This window comes from Microbacterium sp. MMO-56, assembly GCF_037146215.1.
GTDB lineage: Bacteria > Actinomycetota > Actinomycetes > Actinomycetales > Microbacteriaceae > Microbacterium.
Genome location: NZ_JBBCVW010000016.1, coordinates 81,974 through 106,595 on the forward strand (window position 1 = coordinate 81,974; position 24,622 = coordinate 106,595).

Below are 24,622 nucleotides of genomic sequence, written 5' to 3' on the forward strand. Positions count from 1 at the left end.
CCATCCCGCCCCTGAGGCGACCAGAAGCGACCCCAAACCCGCAGAACCAACCGGGGTGGGCCCCAGCTCACCCGGGCGCCATCCCCCCCACGAGTTCGGGGTCGCCAATGGTCGCCCGAGGCCATCCCCCACAGGTTCGGGGTCGCCAAGGGTCGCCCCGTCACGGGTTTGGGGGGGGGGGGGGGGGGGGGGGGGCCCCGCGGCGCGGCCCGCCCCCGCCCCCGGCCCCCCACCCCCCCCCCGCCCCCCCCCCCCCCCACCCCAAACCCGCAGAGCACAGCCGGGCAAGGCCACGGCACATGAAGGCACAACCCCGCACGAGCGCGCGCCCGTCTCACGGGAAGGGGCTCAGCGGCGCGCGGCCCGCTCCGCGTCCGCCCAGGCGCGCTGCGCGGGGGTCAGCGACCCGGAGCCCGTCGACACCGACGGGCCACCCCGCCGCCAGGCGTGGCAAAGCGCGATCGCCAGAGCGTCCGCGGCATCCGCCGGCTGCGGGAGGGCGTCGAGGCGCAGCACGCGCGCGACCATCGTCTGCACCTGCAGCTTGTCGGCGGATCCGTATCCCGTGATCGCGGCTTTGACCTCCGAGGGCGTGTGAGTCGCGGCGGGCAGCCCGTGCTCCGCGGCGAGCAGCAGCGCGACCCCGCTGGCCTGCGCCGTTCCCATCACGGTGGAGCGGTTCTGCTGAGCGAACACGCGCTCGACCGCGACGACATCCGGCCGGTGCTCCGCCATCACGGCTCGAAGACCCGCAGCGATCACGGCCAGACGATCACCGATGGGCAGGTCGGCCACGGAGCGGACGACCCCCACGTGCACGAGCGACGCGGACCGGTCGGCACGCACGTCCACGACACCGACGCCGCAGCGGGTGAGGCCGGGGTCGATTCCCAGAACACGAAGAGCGGATGCCACTCCCCCACGCTATGCGGCGCGGGAGGGCATCCGCTCTCGAAACGCGGGCGGGCGTCCAGCCCGCCCGGTCACTCGTCGTTCTCGAGCTCGGCCTGGACGTCGGCGGAGAGATCGAAGTTGCTGAAGACGTTCTGCACGTCGTCGCTGTCCTCGAGCGCGTCGATGAGCCGGAAAACCTTGCGCGCGGTCTCCGCATCGATCTCGACCTTGAGGTTCGGCACGAACTCGACGTCCGCCGACTCGTACTCGATCCCGGCGTCCTGCAGCGCGCTGCGGACCGTGACGAGGTCGGATGCCTCGGTGATGACCTCGAAACCCTGGGCGTGCGGCTCGATCTCCTCGGCCCCGGCCTCGAGGGCCGCCATCATGACGTCGTCCTCGGTCGTCCCCTCCTCGGAGACGACGATGACGCCCTTGCGGGTGAAGTTGTAGGCGACCGACCCGGGGTCGGCCAGTGTCCCGCCGTTGCGGGTGAGTGCGGTGCGCACCTCGGCGGCCGCGCGGTTCTTGTTGTCGGTCAGACACTCGATCATCAGCGCGACGCCGTTGGGGCCGTATCCCTCGTACATGATCGACGAGTACTCCACGGCTTCGCCGCCGATACCCGCTCCGCGCTTGATGGCGCGATCGATGTTGTCCTTCGGGACCGAGGTCTTCTTCGCCTTCAGAACCGCATCGAACAGCGTCGGGTTCCCCGAGAGGTCGGCGCCGCCCAGCTTCGCTGCGACTTCGATGTTCTTGATGAGCTTGGCCCACGACCTGGCACGGCGGGAGTCGATGACCGCCTTCTTGTGCTTGGTCGTGGCCCACTTGGAATGTCCGGACATGATCTCCAGTTTAGTCGGGCGGCACCCGGGCTCCTCAGCCCAGGATCTTCACCAGCGTACGCAGGTTGCGCGTCGTCGTGGTGGGCTTGTACTCCGCTCGCCCCAGTGCCTTGCCGAACGGCGTGTCGAGCGTGCGTCCCTTCTCGGGGCTCCAGTAGACGACGCCGAAGCCGGGCCCGGTCGGATCCTCCCCCGGATCGAGGGATGCCGCGACGTGCAGCAGAGCGTCGCGCACAGATACGTCGCTGCAGAACACCACGTACGGCTGCCGGCTCCCATCCCCGGCATCGAACGGGTATGCCCGAACCACCGCCTCGAGCTCGGCGAGCGTCACGAGCACGATCCAGGCGTCGTAGCCGAAGCGTTCGCGCAACGCCGCCTCGATGCGCGCCTTCAGCTCCGCGCGGTCCGAGATGGGCACCCTCGCCGTGAACCGCACATTGCCGCTCGCGAGCACCGTCGTCACGTCGACGAACCCGATGGCCCGGAACGTGTCCGCCAGATCGCCGCTGCGGATCGTGATGCCGTTCACGTTCACTCCGCGCAGCAGCGCGACCCAGGTCGTCATGTCTGTACGCTAGCCCGCCCCGCGGACGCCGCATGCGCCGAGCTCAGTGCGGCGGACGGAGATCGCCGAGGGCGGTCGTTCCTCGGCAGCCGAGCTCACCCGGCTGAAGATAGACCCTCGGGGCGTGCACCTGCTCGGTGACCTCCCCCACACGCCGCACCAGTACGCAGGTACTCTCTGTCCCCATCGCGGCGCCGATCGAGCCGTCGGAGATCCGCACCACATCGATGGGCGCGAGGCGCTCGTACGGCCCGGACGGCGCCGTCAGCCGGGACTCGATCGCGTCCACGAGGTCTCCGGACGCCGCAGCGGCGGGCGCTTCGGCGACCACGGCGAGGATCACGTCCGCCGCGTCCGCGGGCACGACGAACACCGGAGAGGTGTCGGGCGCGGGCGTCGCCTCCACCACGGTGTCCGGGCACTCGATGGTGCGGATCGGGCTCGCAGCGCGCCCCGCCCGCTCGTGGTCGACGGGCCCGTATCGCGTGAAGTCCACCGCGTAGCACGCCGTGAAGGACGCCGTCCCCGCGGACCAGAGCCCGGTATTGCTGCGGGTCGCTTCGACACGGAAAGAGAGCGTGCCGAGCGGATCGGTCGACACATCTGCCGTCTGGGCCGTGATCCCGATCAGGACGATGGATGCCCCATGGCCGTCGCTCGCTTCCTCCGCCAGCCGTGCCCATCCGTCGATGTCGTCGGCCCGACGATGCGACATGTCGCGGACCAGCTGCGTCACCGCGGCATCCGCATCCGGGCGGGCGGAACCCGTCAGGAGCGCGCATCCGGCGAGAGACGCGAGCGCGACCACGCCGAGCGCCCCGGCAAGGACGGTCCGGAGAAGGCGCGACATGACGTCAGCCTACGGATCCGCGTATGCGGTGCGGGGCACCCGGTCAGCCGGTGCGGCCGCCGACGAGGTCGAGGAACAGTTCGTGGAACCGCGTCTCGCCCGTCACCTCGGGGTGGAACGCTGTCCCCAACAGGTTCCCCTGCCGCACCGCGACGGTGGTGCCGTCCGCCAGCGTCGCCAGGACGTCCACCTCCGGACCCGTCTCGACGACTCGCGGTGCCCGGATGAAGGTCGCCGCGACCGGGGCGGCGAGGCCGGAGACATCCAGCTCCGTCTCGAACGAGTCGACCTGCGACCCGAACGCGTTGCGCTGCACGGTGATGTCCAGCCCGCCGAACGTCTCCTGCCCGCGGATGCCGTCGGTGATGCGGTCGGCCAGCAGGATCAGCCCCGCGCACGTGCCGTAGACGGGAAGCCCCCGTGCGATCGCGCGCCGGATCGGCTGCTGCAGACCGAACGAGCGGGCGAGCTTGTCGATGACGCTCGACTCGCCGCCCGGGATGACGAGCCCCGCGACGAGGTCGAGCTCGTCCGGTCGACGGACGGGGACGACCTCCGCGCCGAGCTGCGCGAGCATGCGTGTGTGCTCCCGCACGTCCCCCTGCAGTGCGAGCACCCCGACGCGGGTCACGACCACGCCCGTCGGTCGACGGCGCGCCCGATCGGCGCGCGGTGGCGTGCGCGTCGTCGGACCGGTGGGGCGGGTGTGGACCCGCGGGCGGCGTCAGGCATCATCCGCACCAGGCCTCCGACGAACGGCGCCCCGCCCGGCACGACCACCACCGGTCAGGGTCACCACCCACGTTCGGCGAGGCGGTGCGGGGCGGGCAGGTCCGTGACGTTGATGCCGACCATCGCCTCACCGAGCCCGCGCGAGACCTCGGCGATCACCTTCGGGTCGTCGAAGAACGTGGTCGCCTTCACGATCGCGGCGGCCCGAGCGGCCGGGTCCCCGCTCTTGAAGATGCCCGAGCCCACGAACACCCCGTCCGCTCCGAGCTGCATCATCATCGCCGCATCCGCGGGCGTCGCCACTCCGCCGGCCACGAACAGCACGACGGGCAGGGCACCGGTCTCGGCCACCTCCGCGACCAGGTCGTAGGGCGCCTGCAGCTCCTTCGCCGCGACGAACAGCTCGTCGTTCGGGAGAGCCGCGAGCGCCGCGATCTCGCCCCGGATCTTCCGGATGTGCTTCATCGCTTCGGACACATCGCCCGTCCCGGCCTCTCCCTTGGACCGGATCATCGCCGCGCCCTCGGTGATCCGCCGCAAGGCCTCGCCGAGATTCGTCGCGCCGCACACGAACGGCACCGTGAAGCCCCACTTGTCGATGTGGTTGACGTAGTCGGCGGGTGACAGCACCTCGGACTCGTCGATGTAGTCGACGCCGAGCTCCTGCAGCACCTGCGCCTCGACGAAGTGGCCGATCCGCGCTTTGGCCATCACCGGGATCGAGACCGCCTCGATGATGCCGTCGATCATGTCGGGATCGCTCATCCGCGACACGCCGCCCTGGGCTCGGATGTCCGCGGGCACGCGCTCCAGCGCCATGACGGCCACGGCGCCGGCGTCTTCGGCGATCTTCGCCTGGTCGGGGGTGACGACGTCCATGATGACGCCGCCCTTCAGCATCTCGGCCAGTCCGCGCTTGACGCGTGAGGACCCGGTGACGGCAGCGGACATGGGCGACTCCTTCGAGAGAGGGCGGATGGGCGTATTGGCCTAGGCCAAAAGCTAGCATGGTCTGTCACATAGACTGAACATCGTGAAGAGCGCGCGCGTGACGACCGGCACGGTCCGAATCGTGGGCTCCAGCGCGACGGACATCGCCGACAGCGTGCGCGAGCAGGTCGAGCGCGGCGAGCTCGCCCCCGGTGCACTCCTCCCGCCCGTTCGTGCACTCGCGGACGAGCTCGCGGTCAACCGGAACACGGTCGTCGCGGCGTATCGCCTCCTGACGCAGGCGGGCATCGTCGAGGCGCGCGGGCGCGCCGGCACCCGTATCGCCGAGCGCACGCCGGTCGCTCAGGAGGGGTTCGCCCGCGGCACGGTGCTGCGCGACCTCGGCACCGGCAACCCCGATGCCGCGCGCATCCCCGACCCGTCGCGCGCGCTCGGGCGCATCGTGGGCCGGCCGGTCCTCTACGGGGAGCCGGTCATCGACCGCGATCTCGAGGCCTGGGCCACGGACTGGATGCGGGACGCCGTGGGAGACGACCGCGCGCTGCGACTGACCATCACCGGCGGAGCCTCGGACGCCATCGAACGTCTCCTCGCGCAGACGCTGACGCGCGACGACGCAGTGGCGCTGGAAGACCCGTGCTTCCTCGCGAGCCTCAACACGGTGCGCATCGGCGGATACCGGCCCATCCCGGTGCCGGTCGACGGCGAAGGGATGACCGTCGACGGACTCCGCGCCGCGCTGGACGCGGGAGCGCGCGCCGTCCTGCTCACGCCGCGCGCCCAGAATCCCACCGGCGCCAGCCTCTCCGCGCACCGCGCGGCCGCGCTCCGCGCCGTCCTCGCCGCCCACCCCTACGTCCTGGTCATCGAGGACGACCACTTCTCCCTGCTGTCCTCCCGTCCGTTCCATTCGGTGATCGGCCCCGAGCACCGCCGGTGGGCGCTCATCCGGTCGGTCTCGAAGTTCCTCGGGCCGGACATGTGCCTCGCTGTGGTCGCATCCGATCCCGACACCGCGGAGCGACTCGCGCGACGCCTCAATCCGGGCGCGACCTGGGTGAGTCATCTGCTGCAGCGGCTCGCGCACGAGCTGCTCACGGATCCGGAGGCCGCGGCCGACGTCGCCGGGGCGGCCGCACACTACGCGAGCCGCAACAGCGCGGCGGCGGCCGCGTTCACCGCCCGGGGCGTTCCGGTGACGCCCGGCGACGGTCTCAGCCTGTGGGTGCCCCTGCCCGTCACGGCGCGGTCCGCGTCGGAGCAGCTGATGCGCCGCGGATGGCTCGCCCGACCCGGCGACGAGTTCGTCCTCGACGACGAGGCGGCGGCGCGTCACCTCCGCCTGACCGTCCACGACCTCACCGACGCCGAGCTCGCACGCCTGGCCTCCGACCTCGCCGACGCGGTCGGCGCGGCCTCGACCTCCACCGAGAAAGCAGGATGATCGCCCGATGAAGATCCTCTCCATCCAGTCCGCCGTCGCCTACGGTCACGTCGGCAACTCCGCCGCCGTGTTTCCGCTGCAGCGCATCGGCGTCGAGGTGCTGCCGGTGTACACGGTGAACTTCTCCAACCACACCGGGTACGGCGCGTGGCGCGGTCCGCTCATCTCCCCCGACGACGTCCGCGACGTCATCATCGGGATCGAGGAGCGCGGGGTGCTGGGCGATATCGACGTCGTCCTCAGCGGATACCAGGGCGGCGAGGGCATCGGCGACGTCATCCTCGACGCCGTCGCACGCGTGAAGTCGGCCAATCCGGATGCGGTGTACTCGTGCGACCCCGTCATGGGCAACGCCAAGAGCGGATGCTTCGTGGCTCCGGCGATCCCGATCCTCCTGCGCGACCGGGTCGTCCCGAACGCGGACATCATCACCCCCAACCAGTTCGAGCTGGGCTTCCTCACCGAGACCGAGCCGAGCGACCTCGACTCGACGCTCGCCTCGGTCGATGCGGCGCGTGCCCTCGGCCCGTCCACCGTGCTCGTGACCTCGGTCGAGCGACCCGACCGTCCCGACGGGACGATCGAGATGCTCGCGGTGAACGAGGACGGCGCGTGGATCGTGCAGACGCCGCACATCCCGATGAAGGCGAACGGGTCGGGAGACGTCACAGCCGCCCTGTTCACCGCTCACTACCGCGCGTCGGGCGATGCCGCGGATGCCCTCGCGAAGACCGTCTCGAGCGTCTACGACCTGCTGCAGACGACCTTCGATTCGGGGCAGCGCGAGCTGCAGCTCGTCGAGGCGCAGGAGTTCTACGCCCACCCGCGTCTGCAGTTCCCCGTCACGCGCGTCCGCTGAGGCACGACCCGCACCCACTCGCCCCGCACTCACTCGGTGGGCGAGTTTCGGACTCTTGAGGGGTCCGAAACTCGCCGCCGGGCCCCTTCCGCTGCGTCAAGGGGCCGAATCTCGAGCCGTGACCGCCGCGTCCAGCGGCCGAGGTCTCAGGAGGCAGGCCAGGCGGATGCCAGCGCGTCGCGGACCTCGCCGAGCAGCTGCGGGAGCGCCTTCGTGCGCGCGATGATCGGGAAGAAGTTCGCGTCGGATGCCCACCGGGGCACGATGTGCTGGTGCAGGTGCTCGTCGACGCCTGCTCCGGCGATGGCCCCCTGGTTCATGCCGATGTTGAAGCCGTCGCAGCGCGACACCTCACGCAGGAGGCGCATCCCGGTCTGGGTGAGGGCGCCGATCTCCGCGACCTCCTCGGGGGTGGCCTGGTCGTACGTCGCAATATGGCGGTACGGGCATACGAGCATGTGCCCCGAGTTGTAGGGGAACAGGTTCAGCAGCACGTAGGCCGTCTTGCCACGGTGGACGATCAGCCCGTCGGCATCCGTCTTCTGCGGCGCGGCGCAGAACGGGCATCCGCTCCCCCGCAGAGCGTCCGCTCCCGTGGCGATGTACGCCATGCGGTGCGGTGTCCACAGCCGCTGGAACCCGTCGGGGACGCCGGCGAACTCCGCCGCCTCCTCGAGGCGCGCGTCGCCGGCGTCCCCCGCGGTCACGCCAGATCCGCCGCGGTGTTCACGAGCGTCTTGTCCGCGATCGCGGCGACGATCTTGTCGATCGCCTCGTCCACCGGGATCCCGTTCGTCTGCGATCCGTCGCGGAACCGGAACGAGACCGTGCCCGCGGAGCGGTCCTGCTCGCCCGCGATGAGCTGCAGCGGCACCTTCTGCGTCGTGTGCGTGCGGATCTTCTTGGGCATCCGATCGGCCGAGTGGTCGACCTCGGCGCGGACCCCTCGCGTGCGGAGGCGATCGATGATCTCGTCCAGGTAAGGCGCGAAGTTGTCCGCGACCGGGATCCCGACGACCTGCACGGGCGCCAGCCACACGGGGAATGCCCCCGCGTAGTGCTCGAGGAGGATCGCGAAGAACCGCTCGATCGAGCCGAACAGGGCGCGGTGGATCATGATCGGGCGGTGGCGCTCGCCGTCCGCACCGGTGTACTCGAGACCGAAGCGCTCCGGCAGGTTGGGGTCGACCTGGACGGTCGAGAGCTGCCAGGTGCGGCCGATCGCATCGCGGGTCTTGAGATCGATCTTGGGCCCGTAGAACGCCGCCTCTCCGGGGACCTCGGTGAGCTTGAGCCCGGACGCCACGGCGACGTTGCGAAGAGCGTTGGTCGAGTACTCCCAGAACTCGTCCGATCCGATCCACTTGGACTTCTCGTCGTCGCGCATCGACAGCTCGAGCTCGAAGTCGTCGAGACCGAAGTCGCGGAGCATCGAGATGACGAACTCGAGCACGCGGGTCGCCTCGGTCTCCAGCTGCTCCGGTGTGACGAACAGGTGGGAGTCGTCCTGCGTGAAGCCCCGGACACGGGTGAGCCCGTGCAGCGCGCCGGACAGCTCGTTGCGGTAGACGGTGCCGTTCTCGGCGAGGCGCATCGGCAGGTCCCGATAGCTGCGCGCGCGCTCCTTGTAGATGAGGATGTGCATCGGGCAGTTCATGGGCTTCAGGTAGTAGTCCTGCCCCTGCTTGGTGACGTTGCCGTCGGCATCCCGCTCCTCGTCCATCACGATCGGCGGGAACATGCCCTCCCGATAGGTGACGAGGTGGTTCGAGGTGAGGAACAGGTCCTCCTTCGAGATGTGCGGCGTGTACACGTAGGTGTAGCCGCCCTCGATGTGCCGGCGGCGAGCGTGCTGCTCCATCTCGCCTCGGATGACGCCGCCCTTCGGGTGCCAGACCGACAGACCGGACCCGATCTCGTCGGGGAAGGAGAAGAGGTCGAGCTCCTTGCCAAGCTTGCGGTGGTCGCGCTTCGCGGCCTCCTCGAGGCGCTGCTGGTACGCGCGCAGCTCGTCCTTGGTGGGCCACGCGGTGCCGTAGATGCGCTGCAGCTGGGGGTTCTTCTCGCTGCCGCGCCAGTAGGCGCCGGCGATGCGGGTGAGGTCCCAGCCGTTGCCGACGAGGCGCGTCCCGGGAACGTGCGGGCCACGGCAGAGATCGCGCCACGCGGTCTCGCCGTCGCGGGTCACGTTGTCGTAGATGGTCAGCTCGCCCGCGCCGATCTCCGCGGACGCGCCTTCGGCCGCGTTCGCCCCCGACCCGGGCCCGCCGGCCAGGTCGATGAGTTCGAGCTTGAACGGCTCGTCCGCCATCTCCGCGCGCGCCTCGTCTTCGGAGACGACCCGGCGGACGAACCGCTGGTTCTCGCGGACGATCCGCTCCATCTCCTTCTTGATCGCCTTGAGGTCCTCCGGAGTGAAGGGCTCGTCGACGCCGAAGTCGTAGTAGAACCCATCGGTGATGGGCGGACCGATGCCGAGGTTCGCCTGCGGCTTGATGCGCTGCACGGCCTGGGCGAGGACATGCGCCGTCGAATGGCGCAGGATCGACAGACCGTCGGCGCTGTCGACGGTGACCGGCTCCACGGTGTCGGCCTCGTCGACGAGCGTCGCGAGGTCCTTCAGCTCGCCGTTCACGCGCAGGGCGATCACGGAGCGGTCGGGGAAGAGGGCGAAGCCGTCAGCGGGGTAGGTCACGCCCGCCGCGGATGAGACGTCAGTCAAGGGAGGGTCTCCAGAGGATGGATCGGATGGGATGCTCAGCTTCGGGCGCCGCAGCGCCCCGCCCGCTCAGGCCCAGATCGTTCGTGCGCCGCGCGCTCGCGCGCCGGCCGCCGCAGCGATGACCCGGCTCAGTTCCATACGTGCAGTCTATCGTCGCGGCAGGGTCCATGATGGATGCCGTGATGCTCGCCGTGATCGGGGCGGTGCTGCTGCTCCTGGGCGGCGGCGCCGTGCTGCTCGGCGTGCTCCCTGCATCCGATGCACTCGCGATCGCCGATCGGGTGTGGCCGATCCTCCTGTTCGTCGTCGCCGTGACCGTCGTCGCGGAGCTGTCCGCACGAGCGGGGGTGTTCGACGCCGCCGCCGCGCGGCTGGCGCGCTGGTCGCGCGGGCGGGTGATCGTGCTGTGGCTCCTCGTGATCGCCTTCGCCACCGTCGTCACGGCGTTCCTGTCCCTGGATACGACGGCCGTGCTGCTCACGCCCGTCGTCGTCGCCGTCGCGCGCGCGAATCGCCTCGCCCCCCTGCCGTTCGCGTTCGCGACCGTGTGGCTGGCGAACACCGCATCCCTCTTCCTGCCCGTCTCGAACCTCACCAACCTGCTCGCCGCGCACCGTCTCGGCGATCTCGATGCGCTGGGGTTCCTCGGGCTGCTGGGCCCCTCCGCCGTGGTCGCGGCGCTCGTGACGGTGGGCTTTCTGTGGCTGACGCATCGACGCGACCTCCGGGGCACGTTCTCGCCCGCCCGCCCGCCGCGAGTCGCCGACTCCGTGCTGCTGCGGATCTCGGCGGTCGTCCTCGTCGTGATGATGCCGCTGCTGGTGATCGGCATCCCTCCGTGGATGCCGGCCCTCGGTGCCGCGATCGCACTCTCGGGTGTGTTCCTGTGGCGGTCGCCGCGCGCGCTGCGCTGGTCGCTCGTGCCGTGGCAGCTCGTGGTGTTCGCGTCGGGGCTGTTCCTCGCGGTGGGCGCGGCAGAGTCGCTCGGATCGGGCGCCCTCCTCGCCGCAGCGACCGGGACCGGTGAGGATCTCTTCTCGCTCTGGCAGGTCGCGGGAGTCGGGATGCTCGGGGCGAACGTCGTGAACAACCTGCCCGCGTATCTGGCTCTGGAATCGGCCGCCGGCTCCCCCGTGCGCCTGGCAGCGCTGCTGATCGGCGTGAACGCGGGGCCGCTGATCACGCCGTGGGCGTCGTTGGCGACCCTCCTGTGGCATGAGCGACTTCACGCCGTGGGGGTGGATGTGCCCTGGAAGCGGTACATCCTGCTCGGGCTGGTCGTGGCGCCCATGACCGTCGCCCTCGCGGTCGTGCCGCTGGCTCTGCGCTGACCTTTCGGCCGACCCGGGCGGACAGGACGGGCGCGTCAGCCGAGCGTGAGGTCGACCTGGATCTCACCGGCGAGGGCTTCGAGGGCCGCCGTCAGCGCGGACTCGTCGTGATCCGGCGGCAGCGACACGGTCACGGTCGCCTCGAACAGCGTCCCACCCGCCATCGGCGCCTCGGTCGTGCGACTGCGGAAGGTGTCGATGCTCAGCGCGTGCGCGGCGATCGTCGCCGTGACGTCGCGGACGATGCCCGGTCGGTCGTTGCCGAGCACCGTGAACGACACGACCCGGGGCGCGTCGACGGATGCCCCGGGCGACGCGTCGTGCGCCGTCACCCGCAGGAGGCCGTCGAGTCCTTCGAGTGCGGACGTGAGGTCGCCCTGACGATCGTCGGGCACTGCGACCAGCACGATGCCGGCGAACGCGCCCGCCAGTTCCGCGAGCTCGCTCGACTCCCAGTTGCCGCCGTGGTCGGCGATGACCTGGGCGAGGGCACTGACGAGTCCGGCGCGGTCGTCGCCGACGACGGTGAGCACGAGGTGGGCCATGCCGCGAGCCTAACCCTCCGGCCCGACGTCCGCGTCGGGGAGGCGCGCCACAATGGTGCGGTGGACTACGAATTCGATGACGACCCGGCGCGGCTGCAGACCGACGCCATCTGGGCCTGGCTGTCGACGGAGGCGTATTGGGGTCGCGACCGCACCCGCGCCGACGTCGAGGCGCAGATCGCCGGCGCCTGGCGAGTGGTGGGCGCCTATCGATCCGACACCGGCGAGCAGGTCGGATTCGCCCGCGCCGTCTCGGACGGGGTGCGCTTCGCATACCTCGCCGACGTCTTCGTCGTGGAGGACCACCGCGGCCATGGGCTCGGCAAGGGTCTGGTGCGTCTCATGATCGACGACGGTCCCGGGCGCGCCTTCCGCTGGGTGCTCTTCACGGGCGACGCGCACGGACTGTACCGATCGTTCGGATTCACCGACCCCGACGCGACGGCGATGGTCAGGCCGGCGCGCTGATCGTCGGGTCCGGTGACGCCCCTGTCAAGGGAGCGGCGTGACGCGGCGCACAGGACTAGCGTGGAGGGATGTTCGCCAGTCAGCGCACCGAATCCGAATGGGTGCTCGCCGGCAGCCCCTACTGCGAGCATCCGCAGTTCCGTCCCGACCGCGGCTCCTTCGGTCGCGACGAGCTCGACGAGTACTGCACGGTGTGCGGCCTGATCCGACTCCAGGGCACCGACGTCCGCATGCCGCCGCGCGGCATCCGCTGAGGCCCGCCGCGCGCGAGGTCCGCTAGCGGGCCCGGGCCATCTGATCAGCGTGCTCGGGCGGCCACACGACCGAGAACCGCTCGAACACGATCTCGTCCTCTTCCGACCACGACGATCCGCGCGCCGCCGAGACGCGCGTCCAGTATTTCCGATGCTCGCGGCGCCAGCTGTCGAGAGAGCCGTCGTCCTCGCCTTCGTCTGCGGCGAACGCCGCGTCGCAGCTCCGGAAGTCGCCGATCCTGAGTTCGGTGCTGCGGATGATGATCCGCGGCGCGCCGGAGCTGTCGCAGGCGATCCAGTGCGATCCGATACGAGGGACGCTCTCGCCTCGCGCGATGAAGTCTGCGACGAGCTCCGCGGTGGCGCGCTTGCGGCCGGACAGGACGAGATCGAGGAGCTCGTCGGCGAGCCGAGGCGAGTCCCCGAAATGCTCGACGGTGTAGTCGGGCGCGGCACGGGCGGCATCCGGGTGGGCGGCGCGATAGGCGGACCAGAACGCCGCCGCCGCATCGCGATCCATCGGCAGGGCGTGAGACGAGAGGGCGAGATCGGACACACGAACATCGTCGCACCCGGAGGGGTGTCCGGGAGCACACGCCGCCTGATACGGTCGACATCCGCGCACGAGTCCGAGCTATCCACCGACCGCGACTCGGAGCGCCTCGACGCGGACACCCGGGAGATCATCATTCTCGCCGAGAATGAGCACACTCACATGTACACGACGACGATCACGGTCTCTGACGGCGACAAGGTCGTGGGCGGGTACGCCGTCGGCCCGTACGCGGTGCCGACCCCGGAGTCACGCTTCGAGGTGATGGGTCCCGACACGTTGTAGGTGGTAGACGTGGCGACGGACAGGGCGATCCCGATCCCGGAGTCCTGGACACAGATCGTTGCGGATGCCGTCCCAGCGACGGAGCAGCTCGAGCTGGCGCTGGGGGATATCGCGGACCTGAAGACGAAGACGACCACCCGGTACCTTGCACCCGCGAAAGTCGCACCGCTCGTGCCGGGGAAGCTGCCGGAAGCGAACGTGCACGAACGGCTCACCGAGACTGCACTATCCGCCACCTTCGTGCGGTTCGTAGACCAGACGACCTGCTCCCCGATGGCTACGTGACCACCATTCACGTCAACACCGTCACCGGCGCGGTCGACGACATCACTTTCGAGGAGGCCTGACGATGGCAGACACAGCCCTCAGCGGGTACATGAAGTCGAACCGCGACCGTCGGCTTGATGAGTTCCCTGTAGCTACCAGCGGCGGGTCCACCGCCGGGTTCATGCAGCGAGTCATCCGCGGCGAGTCCGCGGCGATGGTCGTCCTCGGCGACTCGACGGGTGTGATCGGTGCGTCGCCGTGGCCCCTCTGCGTGTCCGGTGGCTCGCTCAGAAGCTCCCCACGCACAGCGTGGTCTAGCGCGCTTGGAACGACGCCTCGTCGGGCACACGTGGCAGTCGGCGCGGCAACGTCCAACCCGACCGACCTCTGGCCCGGAACCTCTTCGCAGACCGTGCAGACGGGCACGGGCAGCTCCCCCATCAGGATCTGGAACGGCTCCGTCTCGGGCTCTCCGGTGACCTACCTGTGGCCAACCTAGCCCGGTTCAACGCGACGATGACCGCAGCAGCACCCCACCTCGCGCTCATCAACTACGGCCACAACTCGAACGGTGCCTCCGGTGACGCCTGCCGCGGCACCGCATTCCCCACAATCCGCGCCATCCAGCAGGCCGTACCGTTAGCGGGCGTGATGATGTGCGCGCAGAACCCGCGTTGGGCCGATGGTGTAGACGCTGTCGTGCGCACCATGCAGCGTCAGCGGACAAACGCCCTCCTCGCCGCCACCGAAGGTCTGGGCCTGATCAACTTCACCGACCGCGTCCTCGAGACCCCGAAATACACCGGCGACCGGGGCCTCTCGGACGGGCTGTACGTGCAGCCCAACAGCGCCGGCACTCAGATCATGGCGAACGAAGTCATAGACCACCTCGCGCAAGGCACCGGCACGATTTCGCGCGGAGCGTCTGGGCGCCGAAACGCGGTGAAGCTTGGCCCAGCGACTTCATGCCGACAGACGGCAGCCCGGCTATTGTGCAGGTAAACGGTGGAGTGATGGGCTGGGCGAGCCCGCCCGGGGCGCGCTCTGACCTCATCGCTCACGTGGACGTGCCTGAGCACTGGCTGGAACACAACATCGTCCTGAAGTGGTCGACCCCATCGGTGTCGGCGGACTTCGTCGCGTGGCAGGCCCGATACCGCAACGAGGGACTGGGCCCCACCGACGTACAGCTCGCGTCCTCCGCCCTCGCGTTCCGTGGCACATGGGCGAATCTCACCGCGTCGCCGTACTACACGAAAATGTCGCCCAGCGGCGCCTCGGGCCATGCGACCGACGGGTCCAGCATGGCCGCTGCTGTCCCCATCACCACGTGCGAGGCGACCTACGCATCAGCCGAGGAGGCGACGTCGCAGCGGACGACATGTACGCCCGCCCCGCATACTTGCTCGTGTCGTTCCGACCCGCGTCAAGCGACCTAATCGCACTCACTTAATGGACAACGCCCCCGGCGTCCGCTCCGTCGGGGGCGGACGCCGGGGGCGTCTCGTGACGAAGGTCCTGTACCGCCAATAGGCTGGCGGCTATGACCCCCTACTACCTTCTGATTGGTGGGCCGTCCACAGGGGCGGTCGTATCCGAGCTTCCCGACGGCTACGAGTCGACCGGGCGGCCGTCCTCCGGCACCCACGGCGCCTCACTGATCATCGCGGGGTGGACGTACCACGGGTTCGACGCAATGTCGCAGGAGCTCGTCGAGGCCTCTGAGCACCTGTGGGCGCTCCTCGAAGCGCGCGGCATCCGCGAGGACGAAGCTCTGCCCGTGGTCGACAGGGATGACGTCGAACTCCTAGCTGCGATCGAGCGGTCCCGTCTCGCGAATCGCCGCCAGTCGGAGTGGCTCACCAAGTACGTGTAGCGGGAGGAATTCCCACCGGCCGCGACCAGACGGTCACTCGTTCACCTCCCTGCTGGCATCTTCGGATGGCGGTCAGGGGCTATCGTCGTCCATTTCCTCGCGGCGCCAGTGCATCCGGCGCTACCTTACGGGCATGCGTCAAGCGAACCTCGAACACCTCACAGAGCTGATGCCCGCCCTCCAAACAGGATCCCTTACCCGATCTGACACCGTCAGCCTCTTCTCACTCATCCGCGACCATGCGGATCACGGCTCCGCCATTCGGGACATCGGAGACGCCGTCGTGCACGACAACCGCAACGAGGGCATGTCATTCGACCTGCTCAACGACTTCGCAGACCAAATAGTCGCAGCGATCGACGGCGGCGGAGAGTTCCGAGTCAAGGTGCTCTACCCGATCCGTAGAGTCATCAGGGAACTTGGGGAGTTCTGCGCGGCCCACGGTATCTCACTCGTCCCGCTCTCTGCAGATGCGACAGAAGCTCTCACCGGGAACATCGCCACCATGCTCGACGGCACGAAGGTGAAGATGCGTAACCCGTCCGTGGAAAGCGCGGAGTTGAGAGGCGGCGATGAGCCGACCTACTCATTCCAATTCGCCCGAAAGTCCACAGCTGTGGTTCATATGCCTGCGCTCGCTGGATTCGCCGGTCCTCTGTTCCGCAGCGACAAGGGCACAGCTTTCGGTCCGGCCGCGACGCGCTGAACAGCCACGCCCACCCGCAGCCGAAGATAGGGAATGCTCACCCCTAACGCCGATTACTACGGGCACGTCGAGATCCGTCGAGCCGGCAAGAAGGTGTTTTACCGCTGCTAGTACCGCGACATCGAGCTCACCCCCACAGTCACCCTGCGCCCCGCCACCATGAGCGTTCACCGCACCGCGTGCATCGGCGAGAAGTCAGTCCGGCGCGCCCTCGATGAATTCCGCGCGCTGGGCGTCGTCTCGTGGGAGCGACGGCACGACGCCGAGGGGCAAGCGAGCAACCGCTACACCGTCGCGATGGACCCGACCACGCCGCCGCCCGAGCTCGCCGAGCCTGTGGATAACTTGCCGGTGCCGGTCAGTCTGACCGTCACCCCTCGGTCAGAACGACCGTCACCCCTCGGTCAAATTGACCGACGGAACGAGAACCAAGAGAACAAGAGCCAGGGGAACGAGACGCGCGCGAGCGTGCCGCCCCTCGATCCTCGATGTTCTCGACACGTCGGTGTCTCCGAGCCGCCCGCCTGCCGGGGCTGTCGCGATGCGCGCATCGCCGCCGAGGCATCCGCCGCCGCCGAGGCCAAGGTTGAGCGAGCGCGTCGCGCCCTCGCACTCGTGACGCTCGACCCCATCGCCGTCGAAGCGCTCTCCCGCCGTCTCGGAGGGCTGTACAGCGCCGAGGCGATCACCGAGGCGGCGCGAGCCGAGATGCCGGGGAATCTCCCGCTCGGGCTCCGCATGCTGTCGGGGCGCGAGGATGCCGCCGAGGCAGTGGCGAGGTGGGAGCGATGAGCCGTGAGGCGTCGTGGGCGGAGATGGCAACCGCCGTGATGGCTCACCTAGACGCCTACGGCGCGGATGCGATCTACGACGTATGGCATGTGCTGAACGCCTACACCGTGACCGCGACGACGCCGCCTTGTGACGACTGCGAGCCCGTCGAACTCGCCGAGCCGGTGCCGGGGCTGACCGGCCCTCAGCGCGCGGCGCTCGTGGTGCTCACAGCGCGGCCACGGACGCGCGAGGAGGTCGCCGACCTCGCCGGATGGAACATGGGCACCGCGGCTAGCGTGCTCCGGTCGCTGGAGCGCCGCGGGCTCGCGGAGCACGACGCCGGGCTGTGGAGCCGTCGATGAACCCGTACGACTGGATGACACTCCTGCGCGAGGAAGGGCGGCGACCGCTCCCGCCCGCCGATCTGCCCGGCCTGTTCGCCGACCGGCACCGCACCGGCGTCTCGCTCGACGTGCTCGCCCTCATCCTGAGTGTGTCGTGGGCGAAGGGTGCGGGCCGAGACGGCGTCGGCACGTTCGGCGGTGTACGGATGAGCGGGCGGCGTGTCGCCGAGGCGTGAGGCGCTACGCGGTGCTAGAACAACGGACCGATGTCGTGCTTCGCTCTCGGCAACTCGCCGCCGCCTCCGTTGAGTCGGAATCGAACCGTCCGCCTGCGCTGGCGATGCAGGTTCGGTTCCTGACTCCACGTCAGCCGAAACGATCCCGTGCCCGTCGTGTCAGCCGGATAGATCAGCGTGATGCTTAGGCGCTCCCCGAAGCCGACGCGATCCTGACCCTGACGCGAGAACGCCGTGAGGATGCCGCCGTCCTCCTGCTCAAATCGCACATCGCGCGCGTCTCCGCGGCCCCGGTTCGATGCCGAGGCGGTCACCCTCACCTCGCCGTCGCCGTCAGGCTTGACCACAACGCCCGTAACCCACTTCGGCGCGGGCGTCCGGTTCCGCCAGAACGTCGCACCGCTGATCACCAGACTTGCGCCCGAGACGATGAGCGCCCACCAGCCCACATCCAAGAGGTGACCTACCAGGCCCCGCTGTCATCGATCGGCCACACTGCGGGCCGGTAGCGCACGCCATACCGGCCCCCCTGTAGCAAGGAGATGGTCACCTCGATGCACCGGTCCCCGTAGTCGGCCAGGAAGAACGGCATGTCGAACTCGAAATGCCACGTCTCCGGCCCGCCAGTGATCGATTCACCCGTGACGCGCGCGTACTCACCCGTGTCGAGTTGAGGCGTGAAGTATTGCCGCCCGCCCGCCACGTCGTCGCGCCGCGGGCTGATCTGGCCGAAGCCTGCCAGTACTATCCATCCGGTGCCCTCGGCTACCTGCCAGTCGTCGCTCATGCTCGGAGCCTACCGAGCCTCTAACCCCAGTTCGGCGACCGACACAGAGTCGCACGGCGTCATCCCGGGGCATGGGAACTCGCCGCGAGTTGCACGGGGGTTGCACGCGAGCCGATCTGAGTATGGCCGGAAAAGCAAAAACCCCCGTCAACCGGGGGTTTTCTCGTGTGCGCGATACTGGGATCGAACCAGTGACCTCTTCCGTGTCAGGGAAGCGCGCTACCGCTGCGCCAATCGCGCCTGTACAGGCGTATTCAGTTATGAGGCGAGGTGGCGACGGGATTCGAACCCGTGTAAACGGCTTTGCAGGCCGGTGCCTAGCCGCTCGGCCACGCCACCGTGTGGATTAACCGTGTGGTTTGACCCCACGTGCCGTAGTCACTTCGAAGAAATGACCCGTGCACTCGAGCGGATGACGAGACTCGAACTCGCGACCCTCACCTTGGCAAGGTGATGCGCTACCAACTGCGCTACATCCGCGTGCTCCCTGGTTGCCCCGGGAACTTGATCGACTTTAGCCGACTATTCGGACTTCGCAAAACCGAGCGCCGCCCGCGCGTGTCTCGGCTCGTCACGCACACCCGGATTCGTGTCCGCGCCCCGCATCCGGTAGCATCGGTTCTCGGCCTCCACAGGCCGACGGGCGATTGGCGCAGTTGGTAGCGCGCTTCCTTCACACGGAAGAGGTCATCGGTTCGAGTCCGGTATCGCCCACCATGAAAACCCCTGGTTCGCCGGGGGTTTTCGCATTGCACCTACTCGCCTACGGCGCGTTGTGTGGAGAAATCGGCCGGTTGTGTGGAATCGGGGTCCGTGAGCGCTTCGGCCGCGAGCGCCCAGGGCCGTTGAGCGTCCACCTGACGGTGCGTGTAGACGCCCTCTGTGATGTTGCTGGCGGAGTGCCCGACGCGCTGTTGGATGACCGGCAGAGGGCACCCAGCCTGGTCCAGCAGAGTGACGTGCATGTGCCTCCAGCCGTGCATCCCCATCAGCGGCAACCGCTCCCGCTTCTCCACGACGATCATGCGCCGGGTGACGTACTTCGGATCGACCGGCGACCCGTCCTCCTGAGAGAACACCAGGTCGTTGTCCTCCCACATGGGCGACCGGAGGCGGATGCGCGCCTGGTGCGTCCTCTGCCGTGCGAGCGCGCCCAGCGCGACGGGTCCCAGCGCCACCTGACGGCGTGCCGCCGCGGTCTTGCCGGTGCCCATCGTCAGGTGCCCGCGGACGCTCACGACCGTCTGGGAGACGGTGAGTACGTCGCCGTCCACGTCGGCCCAGCGGAGCCCCGCGAGTTCCCCGACGCGCATGCCGGTGTGCAGGGCCAACTCCGCCATGTTGTGGAGCATCGGTGAGCACGCCCGGAGCGCGGTGAAGAGGTCGCGGGCCTGGTCCAGCGTCAGCAGGGCCTTCTCCCGCGTCTCCACCTGCGGCACATGCAGGTCCGTCGCGTGGTTGCCGGTCGTCAACTCTTCCCGGTAGGCGGCGCGGAGGACGGCGCGGAGGACGGTGTGAATCTTGTCCACCGTGGCCGCGCCCTTCTCGCGCGCCATGTCGTCCAGGAAGTCCTGTAGGTGGCGGCGGCGGAGTTCGTCCAGCCGGACCCTCCCGACGCCGTGCGCGGCGATCACGTCGGCGTAGACGCGATAGGTGCCCAGTGTCGCCGGAGACAGTGGCTTGCGGCCTGTACCCCGACGCTCCAGGAACACCGGCAGGTAGGTCGCGAGGGTGTGCGCCACCGGGGCAACCCGGCGACCCTCCAGCGCGGCCTGTACGAACGGACGCGCATACGCCTCCGCCTCCCCACGGGTGGCGAATCCGCCCTTGCGTCGTCGTGCGCTGGCCTCCGCGCCGTCGCTCGGCACCGTCAGGTAGACGCTCCAGGTGCCGTGTCCGGTGCGGCTGAGCCGTGGGCACTTCGTCCCCAGTTGCTTGCCGCTGTCGTCGCGGCATCCGCACCGCTTCGAGTAGTGAGCCGTGGCCATCGTGCTCTCTCTTTCTCCCCCAGCCCTCTCGGCCGGGTGGTCTATGGGGGTGGGGTCAGTCCTCGGGCGTCTCGTGCACCTGAGTCCGCGGCCCCTGTTCGTACCGCTTCATGTTGCGGACGGCCTTCAGGGCGAGTTGCTGAATGTCCTCCGCACCGTCGTCAATCCCGGCAAACTTCAGGCGCTGGTCGTTGAGCGCGTTGAACGCGACGAGTAGGGCCTCCTTCGCGGCCTCCAGCGCGCCCTCTGCCTCCTGAGCGCGCTCACGCCACAGCGTCAGCCCGCGGGCAACTTCCCGCACGTACTCGGCGGGGTGGTCGGCATCGACGCGCGCGCCCAGCCGTTGCACGTCGTCGCGCTCCATCCGCACGCCGTCGCGCGGCGCGGTGCGACTCTCCACCTGCCCGACGATCACCGCGTCCACGTCGTCCCCGTCGATCTGCTCGGGGATGACCAGGAGCGCGGCGGGGAGCACGTCCAGCGCGCGGGCCAGGAACACCAGGTCGGATGCGTTGTACGCCCTCCGGCCCGTCTCGACCTCCGCGACGGCGGTGCGCTTCCAGTCCCGGCCGCTGACCTGACTGAGTGCGGCGGCGAACGCCTCTTGCGTGTCGAAGCGCTGGCGGCGAATCTCGCGGACGTTTGCGGCGATCACGTCCTCGAATCGGAATGCAGACATGACTCCCTCTCGTGTCGGTATGTGGCAACAATAGCGCAAGACACGCCGGGATGCACCGGCATGTGTAGGGACACGCCGACAGTCATGTATCGTGCTTCTCGACGGCGCACCGGCTGGAGGCCACGGACGCCGAACGGGGGCAACCGCATGAGGCGGAGCCCAGCGCCGTGAGCGTGGCGGGACCAGACACGGACGACTCCACCGATTCGTCTGCAACGGAAGTGCGTAGCAATGTCTGGTCTCCTGAACGCCGTCACACCTGTACGGCTGAACCTCCCTGACCCTCTCCCCCTCACCCTCACCGTCCCCGCCGCCGCCGATCTGGCAGGCATCGGGAAAAACACCATGTGGGATGCCGTGAACGCGGGCGAGGTCCCGTCGATCCGGCTCCGGGGCCGCGTCCTCATCCCCACCGTTCGATTCCTCGAACTCTTCGGAGTGGAGGTCACCGAATGACCGCGCCCACCGTCGAGACGCCCGACCCGTTCGCCCGTCTCCGCTGGCTCATGGATCAACTCGACCGCCGCCTGGCGGAGTTCGCCGGAGAGGAGGCCCGGAATGACCCTCACGCCTGACGTGCTCGAAGCGCACCGTGCCCGCGTCACCGGCACAATCCGCCTGGACCTCCGCGAGGACCACACCAGCGTGGACCGTCTCCGCCGCCACGTCCGCATGGCGCTCGACGGCGCGCACAGCGGCGACTACGTGCAGGTGATCGTGGACCGCCGCGCCCACCCCGCCGACGTTCTCGACCTCCTGCCCATCGGCCCCCGCTACCAGGTCGTGGCCGACGACGCCCACACCCTCCACGCCTGGCGTGCCGCCCTCGGGGGTGCCGCATGACGTGGGCACCGCTCGACCTGGCGGGCATCATCGACCAGGTAGCAAACGGCATCGACGGCCGCGCACAGCCCACCGTCCTCACACGCGACGACGGCGCGGGCCTCATCTACCCCGGCATGGTCAACGGCGTGCACGGCGAATCCGGCTCCGGGAAGACATGGCTGGCCCTCCACGCATGCGTCCAGGAACTCCACGCCGGGCACCGCGTCGTCTACATCGACCACGAGGGCGACCCCCGAAGCATCGTCGCGCGCCTCCTCGACCTCGGCCTGACCGCCGACACCATCGTCCGCGGCTTCCACTACGTCCAGCCCGAAACGCCCTTCACAGACGGCGGCACAGCCGTCCTGGAGGCCGTCCGCATGCTGGAGGCATCCCTGGTCGTCATCGACTCCACAGGCGAAGGACTCGCCCTCGGCGGCGCGAAGCCGAACGCGGATGAAGAGGTCGCCACCTGGTTCCGGGAAGTCCCCCGCCGCATCGCAGACCAGGGGCCGGCCGTCCTCCTCCTCGACCACACCGCGAAAGCGAACGGCGGCGAACTGTGGCCCATCGGCTCCCAGCGGAAACGCGCCGCCATCAACGGCGCACAGTTCTACATCGAGACGCTGAGCCCCTTCAGCCGTGACCGCGCCGGGGCCGCGAAACTCGTATGCGCGAAGGACCGCCACGGGCACTACACATTCGGGCAGAAGGTCGCGACACTCCGCGTCACCCCCAGCCCCGAAGGACTCCGCATCACGCTCCCCGCGGTCGAGACGCGCACCGACACACCATTCCGCCCCACGACGCTCATGGAGAAGGTCAGCCGCGCGCTCGAAGCGTCACCGGACCCGCTCACGTTCCGCGGCATCCTCCAGCAGGTGCACGGCCGCGAAGAGGCCATCAGGCAAGCCCTCGACCTCCTCACCGGCACCGGGCACGTCCAACGCACCCCCGGCCCCCGCAACTCCCACCAGCACGTCAGCCTCCGCCCCTACCGGCAAGAGGACGACCCTGAATCCGACATGTGGGGAGGGAGACAGTGAAACCGTCCCACGACCGTCTGAGTGTCCGTCTCCCTAAGAGGGGGAGACGGAGACAGACACTCACAGCGTCTCCCGGCGACACTCCGGCGACACACGGCGACAGTCAGACACAAGACAGGAAGGAGCACACCGTGAGCGATCACGCATGGCTCGACCACATCATCACCACCGGGGAACTCCCCCACACCCTCGGCACACACACCGACCTCCGCGCACAGATTCACACCGCCGCGAAGGACATGGAGAAGGTGGCTTCGTCGTCTCCTGTCCGCATGCCCTCTGGGGAGAGCGCGTCTGAGGCTGGTCGTGAGGTCCGCACGGATTCCACACACGCTCCACACGCCCACGGAATCACTGGGAACGGAGGGGGTGAGGTTCTTGGCTGAGGAAGAGGTCACGACCACGGCACACCGCACGGATGCGCGGCACGCGGGCCCATCGGCCGCGGTGCTCGACGCCCGCAAGCGGATGAACCGCGCACGCCTCCAGCGGGACAAAGCGGCCCGGAAGGTGGGCCCGGTGTTCGGCCTCCTCCGCAAGCACCTGCCCGTGGTCTACGCGGCGGTGCAGGACTACACCACAGCCCTCCAGGAGGAGGCGGCGTCGTACCGGCACCTGTCGCGGGCGCTGGCGGCTGACCTCGCAGAGCGGGAGGGACGATGAACACGGGCGGCATGGCACGGTGCACGGTGTGCCACCACGACCAGCACGAGGCCATCGACACAGCCCTGGCCTCCGGCGACTCCCTGGCATCGGTGGCGCGGCGCTTCGGGCTGAGCCCTGACGCTGTGCGTCGTCATCGGATCGGGCACCTGTCGGCGGCGCTGAAGACGCTTCAGGCGGAGCGGGAGACGGCTGGGGCACGGACGGCGCTGGATCGGCTGGAGGCCCTGCATGATCGGGCGGAGCGGGTGCTGGCGGTCGCTGAGGCTGAGGGGAAGGCGGCGCTGTCGCTTCAGGCAATCCGGGAACTCCGGTCCACGGTGGAACTGATCGCGAAGTTGACGGGCGAACTGGACGACCGGCCCCAGGTGCAGGTGCTGAATGTCACGGCGTCCCCTGAGTGGGATGCGCTCCGGGGCGTCGTGCTGACCGCGCTCCGGCCGTTCCCCGATGCGGGGCGGGCTGTGGCGCTGGCGTTGGAGGCGGGGTCGTGAGCGAACTGGGGCAGGACCTGGCGGCGGCGCTGGACCCGGTGGTGTTCGGGCGGCGGCTGGGCTTCGATGCTGAGCCGTGGCAGGAGCGGCTGTTGCGGTCGTCGTCGTCGCGGACGCTGGTGCTGTGTGCCCGGCAGGTGGGCAAGACGCAGACGACCAGCATGAAGGCTCTGCATGTGGCGGTGTTCGAGCCGGGGTCGCTGGTGCTCATCATCTCGCCGTCTCAGCGTCAGTCGGACGAGATGCTGTTGCGGGTGAAGGCCCTGTATCGGGGTTTGGGGCGGGCGAAGCCGTCGCGGGATTCGGGGTCGGAGTTGGTCCTGGAGAACGGGTCGCGCATCGTGTCTCTGCCGGGGACGGAGGGCACGTCGCGTGGCTTCTCGGGGGCGCGGCTGATCGTGCTGGATGAGGCGTCCCGCGTGGAGGATGACATTTTCGCGTCGGTGCTCCCGATGGTGGCGAGTGATGGGGCGATCTGGGCTCTGTCTACGCCGTGGGGTCGCCGGGGCTGGTTCCACGCTCGGAGCCTGACCCGCTTTTCCGGACACCTGAGTTGAGGCGATGATCGTCTCGGAAGGAGTCCGTGAGATGCCTGCTGCACATTCGCCGGAGTTTCGGCGTCGAGCCCTGGAT

The 24,622-nt window shown here is 69.2% G+C and carries 34 protein-coding genes and 4 tRNA genes; 21 read left to right on the forward strand and 17 right to left on the reverse strand.

What is annotated here, in order from left to right; translation table 11 throughout:
• Positions 1-348 precede the first annotated feature (348 nt).
• The 6 genes from ruvC to pdxS all read right to left on the reverse strand — a co-directional run bounded on the left by ruvC (position 349) and on the right by pdxS (position 4,843).
• Positions 349-915 carry a crossover junction endodeoxyribonuclease RuvC gene (gene ruvC, locus WFI00_RS13920; protein ID WP_336632806.1) on the reverse strand — a complete coding sequence of 189 codons (567 nt, stop codon included), beginning with the start codon at positions 913-915 and terminating at the stop codon, positions 349-351.
• A gap of 68 nt (positions 916-983) precedes the next feature.
• The gene (locus tag WFI00_RS13925) at positions 984-1,742 is read right to left on the reverse strand and encodes a YebC/PmpR family DNA-binding transcriptional regulator (protein ID WP_336632807.1); all 759 of its coding nucleotides are present in this window, start codon (positions 1,740-1,742) and stop codon (positions 984-986) included.
• A gap of 34 nt (positions 1,743-1,776) precedes the next feature.
• Positions 1,777-2,310, reverse strand: a complete 534-nt coding sequence (locus WFI00_RS13930) for a DUF1697 domain-containing protein (protein WP_336632808.1) — start codon at positions 2,308-2,310, stop codon at positions 1,777-1,779.
• A 43-nt stretch (positions 2,311-2,353) separates the two neighbouring features.
• Positions 2,354-3,160, reverse strand: coding sequence for a hypothetical protein (locus WFI00_RS13935; protein WP_336632809.1), 807 nt, complete (start codon positions 3,158-3,160; stop codon positions 2,354-2,356).
• A gap of 43 nt (positions 3,161-3,203) precedes the next feature.
• On the reverse strand, positions 3,204-3,791 hold the full coding sequence (gene pdxT / locus WFI00_RS13940; protein WP_442928327.1) for a pyridoxal 5'-phosphate synthase glutaminase subunit PdxT: 588 nt from the start codon (positions 3,789-3,791) through the stop codon (positions 3,204-3,206).
• A gap of 161 nt (positions 3,792-3,952) precedes the next feature.
• On the reverse strand, positions 3,953-4,843 hold the full coding sequence (gene pdxS, locus WFI00_RS13945; protein WP_336632811.1) for a pyridoxal 5'-phosphate synthase lyase subunit PdxS: 891 nt from the start codon (positions 4,841-4,843) through the stop codon (positions 3,953-3,955).
• A gap of 82 nt (positions 4,844-4,925) precedes the next feature.
• On the opposite strand from pdxS, the gene WFI00_RS13950 reads away from it, so the two are divergent.
• Together WFI00_RS13950 and pdxY are read left to right on the forward strand one after the other, a co-directional pair.
• Positions 4,926-6,287: an aminotransferase class I/II-fold pyridoxal phosphate-dependent enzyme gene (locus tag WFI00_RS13950; RefSeq protein WP_442928328.1), complete on the forward strand. Its 1,362-nt coding sequence runs from the start codon at positions 4,926-4,928 to the stop codon at positions 6,285-6,287.
• A gap of 7 nt (positions 6,288-6,294) precedes the next feature.
• Positions 6,295-7,146 (forward strand): pyridoxal kinase PdxY, encoded by an 852-nt coding sequence (gene pdxY, locus WFI00_RS13955; protein WP_336632812.1) that lies wholly within the window; start codon positions 6,295-6,297, stop codon positions 7,144-7,146.
• A 146-nt stretch (positions 7,147-7,292) separates the two neighbouring features.
• Here pdxY and WFI00_RS13960 read toward each other — a convergent pair whose 3' ends face one another.
• A complete protein-coding gene (locus WFI00_RS13960) occupies positions 7,293-7,853 on the reverse strand; it encodes an HIT family protein (RefSeq protein WP_336632813.1) in 561 nt (186 codons plus the stop codon).
• Positions 7,850-9,868, reverse strand: a complete 2,019-nt coding sequence (gene thrS, locus WFI00_RS13965; RefSeq protein WP_336632814.1) for a threonine--tRNA ligase — start codon at positions 9,866-9,868, stop codon at positions 7,850-7,852. The genes WFI00_RS13960 and thrS overlap by 4 nt, the downstream gene beginning before the upstream one ends.
• Before the next feature lie 170 nt (positions 9,869-10,038).
• On the opposite strand from thrS, the gene WFI00_RS13970 reads away from it, so the two are divergent.
• Positions 10,039-11,199: an SLC13 family permease gene (locus tag WFI00_RS13970; RefSeq protein ID WP_336632843.1), complete on the forward strand. Its 1,161-nt coding sequence runs from the start codon at positions 10,039-10,041 to the stop codon at positions 11,197-11,199.
• 35 nt (positions 11,200-11,234) lie between these two features.
• Here the strand turns inward: WFI00_RS13970 and WFI00_RS13975 are convergent, their stop codons facing one another.
• The gene (locus WFI00_RS13975; protein WP_336632815.1) at positions 11,235-11,744 is read right to left on the reverse strand and encodes a glycine cleavage system protein R; all 510 of its coding nucleotides are present in this window, start codon (positions 11,742-11,744) and stop codon (positions 11,235-11,237) included.
• A gap of 60 nt (positions 11,745-11,804) precedes the next feature.
• On the opposite strand from WFI00_RS13975, the gene WFI00_RS13980 reads away from it, so the two are divergent.
• Both WFI00_RS13980 and WFI00_RS13985 read left to right on the forward strand, forming a co-directional pair.
• Positions 11,805-12,212 (forward strand): GNAT family N-acetyltransferase, encoded by a 408-nt coding sequence (locus WFI00_RS13980; RefSeq protein ID WP_336632816.1) that lies wholly within the window; start codon positions 11,805-11,807, stop codon positions 12,210-12,212.
• A gap of 68 nt (positions 12,213-12,280) precedes the next feature.
• Positions 12,281-12,466, forward strand: coding sequence for a hypothetical protein (locus WFI00_RS13985; RefSeq protein ID WP_336632817.1), 186 nt, complete (start codon positions 12,281-12,283; stop codon positions 12,464-12,466).
• 22 nt (positions 12,467-12,488) lie between these two features.
• Here WFI00_RS13985 and WFI00_RS13990 read toward each other — a convergent pair whose 3' ends face one another.
• Positions 12,489-12,986: an ASCH domain-containing protein gene (locus WFI00_RS13990; RefSeq protein WP_336632844.1), complete on the reverse strand. Its 498-nt coding sequence runs from the start codon at positions 12,984-12,986 to the stop codon at positions 12,489-12,491.
• A 195-nt stretch (positions 12,987-13,181) separates the two neighbouring features.
• Between WFI00_RS13990 and WFI00_RS13995 the strand changes: the two genes are divergently transcribed.
• From WFI00_RS13995 to WFI00_RS14030, 8 genes are all read left to right on the forward strand, one after another.
• Positions 13,182-13,304: a hypothetical protein gene (locus WFI00_RS13995; protein ID WP_336632818.1), complete on the forward strand. Its 123-nt coding sequence runs from the start codon at positions 13,182-13,184 to the stop codon at positions 13,302-13,304.
• Positions 13,305-13,313: 9 nt separating this feature from the next.
• Positions 13,314-13,589 carry a hypothetical protein gene (locus WFI00_RS14000; protein ID WP_336632819.1) on the forward strand — a complete coding sequence of 92 codons (276 nt, stop codon included), beginning with the start codon at positions 13,314-13,316 and terminating at the stop codon, positions 13,587-13,589.
• A 498-nt stretch (positions 13,590-14,087) separates the two neighbouring features.
• Positions 14,088-14,573 (forward strand): hypothetical protein, encoded by a 486-nt coding sequence (locus WFI00_RS14005; RefSeq protein ID WP_336632820.1) that lies wholly within the window; start codon positions 14,088-14,090, stop codon positions 14,571-14,573.
• A gap of 541 nt (positions 14,574-15,114) precedes the next feature.
• Positions 15,115-15,447, forward strand: coding sequence for a hypothetical protein (locus WFI00_RS14010; RefSeq protein ID WP_336632821.1), 333 nt, complete (start codon positions 15,115-15,117; stop codon positions 15,445-15,447).
• 133 nt (positions 15,448-15,580) lie between these two features.
• Positions 15,581-16,153: a hypothetical protein gene (locus WFI00_RS14015; protein ID WP_336632822.1), complete on the forward strand. Its 573-nt coding sequence runs from the start codon at positions 15,581-15,583 to the stop codon at positions 16,151-16,153.
• Positions 16,154-16,312: 159 nt separating this feature from the next.
• The gene (locus WFI00_RS14020) at positions 16,313-16,945 is read left to right on the forward strand and encodes a hypothetical protein (protein ID WP_336632823.1); all 633 of its coding nucleotides are present in this window, start codon (positions 16,313-16,315) and stop codon (positions 16,943-16,945) included.
• Entirely contained in the window at positions 16,942-17,289 is a 348-nt protein-coding gene (locus WFI00_RS14025; protein ID WP_336632824.1) for a hypothetical protein, read from the forward strand. Before WFI00_RS14020 ends, WFI00_RS14025 begins: the two co-directional genes overlap by 4 nt.
• Positions 17,286-17,507, forward strand: a complete 222-nt coding sequence (locus tag WFI00_RS14030; protein ID WP_336632825.1) for a hypothetical protein — start codon at positions 17,286-17,288, stop codon at positions 17,505-17,507. The genes WFI00_RS14025 and WFI00_RS14030 overlap by 4 nt, the downstream gene beginning before the upstream one ends.
• A gap of 14 nt (positions 17,508-17,521) precedes the next feature.
• Here WFI00_RS14030 and WFI00_RS14035 read toward each other — a convergent pair whose 3' ends face one another.
• From WFI00_RS14035 to WFI00_RS14055, 5 genes are all read right to left on the reverse strand, one after another.
• Positions 17,522-17,956: a hypothetical protein gene (locus WFI00_RS14035; RefSeq protein WP_336632826.1), complete on the reverse strand. Its 435-nt coding sequence runs from the start codon at positions 17,954-17,956 to the stop codon at positions 17,522-17,524.
• Positions 17,957-17,970: 14 nt separating this feature from the next.
• Positions 17,971-18,294, reverse strand: coding sequence for a hypothetical protein (locus tag WFI00_RS14040; RefSeq protein ID WP_336632827.1), 324 nt, complete (start codon positions 18,292-18,294; stop codon positions 17,971-17,973).
• A 168-nt stretch (positions 18,295-18,462) separates the two neighbouring features.
• Positions 18,463-18,534 (reverse strand) — tRNA-Val (locus WFI00_RS14045).
• 28 nt (positions 18,535-18,562) lie between these two features.
• Positions 18,563-18,633: transfer RNA gene (locus WFI00_RS14050), tRNA-Cys, on the reverse strand.
• 68 nt (positions 18,634-18,701) lie between these two features.
• A tRNA-Gly gene (locus WFI00_RS14055) sits at positions 18,702-18,774 on the reverse strand.
• Positions 18,775-18,935: 161 nt separating this feature from the next.
• Between WFI00_RS14055 and WFI00_RS14060 the strand changes: the two genes are divergently transcribed.
• Positions 18,936-19,011 (forward strand) — tRNA-Val (locus WFI00_RS14060).
• Between the two features lie 38 nt (positions 19,012-19,049).
• On the opposite strand, the gene WFI00_RS14065 is transcribed toward WFI00_RS14060, so the two are convergent.
• Complete coding sequence (locus WFI00_RS14065; protein WP_336632828.1) at positions 19,050-20,282, reverse strand: tyrosine-type recombinase/integrase; 1,233 nt, start codon at positions 20,280-20,282, stop codon at positions 19,050-19,052.
• Between the two features lie 55 nt (positions 20,283-20,337).
• Positions 20,338-20,961, reverse strand: a complete 624-nt coding sequence (locus WFI00_RS14070) for a helix-turn-helix transcriptional regulator (RefSeq protein ID WP_336642370.1) — start codon at positions 20,959-20,961, stop codon at positions 20,338-20,340.
• 231 nt (positions 20,962-21,192) lie between these two features.
• Between WFI00_RS14070 and WFI00_RS14075 the strand changes: the two genes are divergently transcribed.
• The 7 genes from WFI00_RS14075 to WFI00_RS14105 all read left to right on the forward strand — a co-directional run bounded on the left by WFI00_RS14075 (position 21,193) and on the right by WFI00_RS14105 (position 24,546).
• Positions 21,193-21,417, forward strand: a complete 225-nt coding sequence (locus WFI00_RS14075; RefSeq protein ID WP_336632830.1) for a helix-turn-helix domain-containing protein — start codon at positions 21,193-21,195, stop codon at positions 21,415-21,417.
• 102 nt (positions 21,418-21,519) lie between these two features.
• Positions 21,520-21,804 carry a hypothetical protein gene (locus tag WFI00_RS14080; RefSeq protein ID WP_336632832.1) on the forward strand — a complete coding sequence of 95 codons (285 nt, stop codon included), beginning with the start codon at positions 21,520-21,522 and terminating at the stop codon, positions 21,802-21,804.
• Positions 21,801-22,832 carry an AAA family ATPase gene (locus tag WFI00_RS14085; protein ID WP_336632833.1) on the forward strand — a complete coding sequence of 344 codons (1,032 nt, stop codon included), beginning with the start codon at positions 21,801-21,803 and terminating at the stop codon, positions 22,830-22,832. Before WFI00_RS14080 ends, WFI00_RS14085 begins: the two co-directional genes overlap by 4 nt.
• A 131-nt stretch (positions 22,833-22,963) precedes the next feature.
• Positions 22,964-23,218 (forward strand): hypothetical protein, encoded by a 255-nt coding sequence (locus tag WFI00_RS14090; protein WP_336632834.1) that lies wholly within the window; start codon positions 22,964-22,966, stop codon positions 23,216-23,218.
• Positions 23,211-23,495 (forward strand): hypothetical protein, encoded by a 285-nt coding sequence (locus tag WFI00_RS14095; RefSeq protein ID WP_336632835.1) that lies wholly within the window; start codon positions 23,211-23,213, stop codon positions 23,493-23,495. The genes WFI00_RS14090 and WFI00_RS14095 overlap by 8 nt, the downstream gene beginning before the upstream one ends.
• Positions 23,492-23,989 (forward strand): hypothetical protein, encoded by a 498-nt coding sequence (locus WFI00_RS14100; protein ID WP_336632836.1) that lies wholly within the window; start codon positions 23,492-23,494, stop codon positions 23,987-23,989. Before WFI00_RS14095 ends, WFI00_RS14100 begins: the two co-directional genes overlap by 4 nt.
• Positions 23,986-24,546, forward strand: a complete 561-nt coding sequence (locus WFI00_RS14105; RefSeq protein WP_336632837.1) for a terminase large subunit domain-containing protein — start codon at positions 23,986-23,988, stop codon at positions 24,544-24,546. The genes WFI00_RS14100 and WFI00_RS14105 overlap by 4 nt, the downstream gene beginning before the upstream one ends.
• Positions 24,547-24,622: the final 76 nt, after the last annotated feature.

Excerpts from the sequence above, each read along its gene's own strand:
- WFI00_RS14025 (WP_336632824.1), top strand. The coding sequence starts at position 16,942 with ATGAGCCGTGAGGCGTCGTGGGCGGAGATGGCAACCGCCGTGATGGCT.
- WFI00_RS14100 (WP_336632836.1), top strand. The coding sequence starts at position 23,492 with ATGAACACGGGCGGCATGGCACGGTGCACGGTGTGCCACCACGACCAG.
- WFI00_RS14020 (WP_336632823.1), top strand. The coding sequence starts at position 16,313 with ATGAGCGTTCACCGCACCGCGTGCATCGGCGAGAAGTCAGTCCGGCGC.
- WFI00_RS13990 (WP_336632844.1), bottom strand. The coding sequence starts at position 12,986 with ATGGATCGCGATGCGGCGGCGGCGTTCTGGTCCGCCTATCGCGCCGCC.
- pdxY (WP_336632812.1), top strand. The coding sequence starts at position 6,295 with ATGAAGATCCTCTCCATCCAGTCCGCCGTCGCCTACGGTCACGTCGGC.
- WFI00_RS13925 (WP_336632807.1), bottom strand. The coding sequence starts at position 1,742 with ATGTCCGGACATTCCAAGTGGGCCACGACCAAGCACAAGAAGGCGGTC.
- WFI00_RS14080 (WP_336632832.1), top strand. The coding sequence starts at position 21,520 with ATGACCCTCACGCCTGACGTGCTCGAAGCGCACCGTGCCCGCGTCACC.
- pdxS (WP_336632811.1), bottom strand. The coding sequence starts at position 4,843 with ATGTCCGCTGCCGTCACCGGGTCCTCACGCGTCAAGCGCGGACTGGCC.
- WFI00_RS13970 (WP_336632843.1), top strand. The coding sequence starts at position 10,039 with ATGGATGCCGTGATGCTCGCCGTGATCGGGGCGGTGCTGCTGCTCCTG.
- WFI00_RS14065 (WP_336632828.1), bottom strand. The coding sequence starts at position 20,282 with ATGGCCACGGCTCACTACTCGAAGCGGTGCGGATGCCGCGACGACAGC.
- WFI00_RS14040 (WP_336632827.1), bottom strand. The coding sequence starts at position 18,294 with ATGAGCGACGACTGGCAGGTAGCCGAGGGCACCGGATGGATAGTACTG.
- WFI00_RS14005 (WP_336632820.1), top strand. The coding sequence starts at position 14,088 with ATGACCGCAGCAGCACCCCACCTCGCGCTCATCAACTACGGCCACAAC.
- WFI00_RS13995 (WP_336632818.1), top strand. The coding sequence starts at position 13,182 with ATGTACACGACGACGATCACGGTCTCTGACGGCGACAAGGTCGTGGGC.
- WFI00_RS13935 (WP_336632809.1), bottom strand. The coding sequence starts at position 3,160 with ATGTCGCGCCTTCTCCGGACCGTCCTTGCCGGGGCGCTCGGCGTGGTC.
- WFI00_RS14010 (WP_336632821.1), top strand. The coding sequence starts at position 15,115 with ATGACCCCCTACTACCTTCTGATTGGTGGGCCGTCCACAGGGGCGGTC.
- WFI00_RS14070 (WP_336642370.1), bottom strand. The coding sequence starts at position 20,961 with ATGTCTGCATTCCGATTCGAGGACGTGATCGCCGCAAACGTCCGCGAG.
- WFI00_RS13985 (WP_336632817.1), top strand. The coding sequence starts at position 12,281 with ATGTTCGCCAGTCAGCGCACCGAATCCGAATGGGTGCTCGCCGGCAGC.
- WFI00_RS13930 (WP_336632808.1), bottom strand. The coding sequence starts at position 2,310 with ATGACGACCTGGGTCGCGCTGCTGCGCGGAGTGAACGTGAACGGCATC.
- WFI00_RS13975 (WP_336632815.1), bottom strand. The coding sequence starts at position 11,744 with ATGGCCCACCTCGTGCTCACCGTCGTCGGCGACGACCGCGCCGGACTC.
- WFI00_RS14075 (WP_336632830.1), top strand. The coding sequence starts at position 21,193 with ATGTCTGGTCTCCTGAACGCCGTCACACCTGTACGGCTGAACCTCCCT.
- WFI00_RS14030 (WP_336632825.1), top strand. The coding sequence starts at position 17,286 with ATGAACCCGTACGACTGGATGACACTCCTGCGCGAGGAAGGGCGGCGA.
- WFI00_RS14085 (WP_336632833.1), top strand. The coding sequence starts at position 21,801 with ATGACGTGGGCACCGCTCGACCTGGCGGGCATCATCGACCAGGTAGCA.
- WFI00_RS14015 (WP_336632822.1), top strand. The coding sequence starts at position 15,581 with ATGCGTCAAGCGAACCTCGAACACCTCACAGAGCTGATGCCCGCCCTC.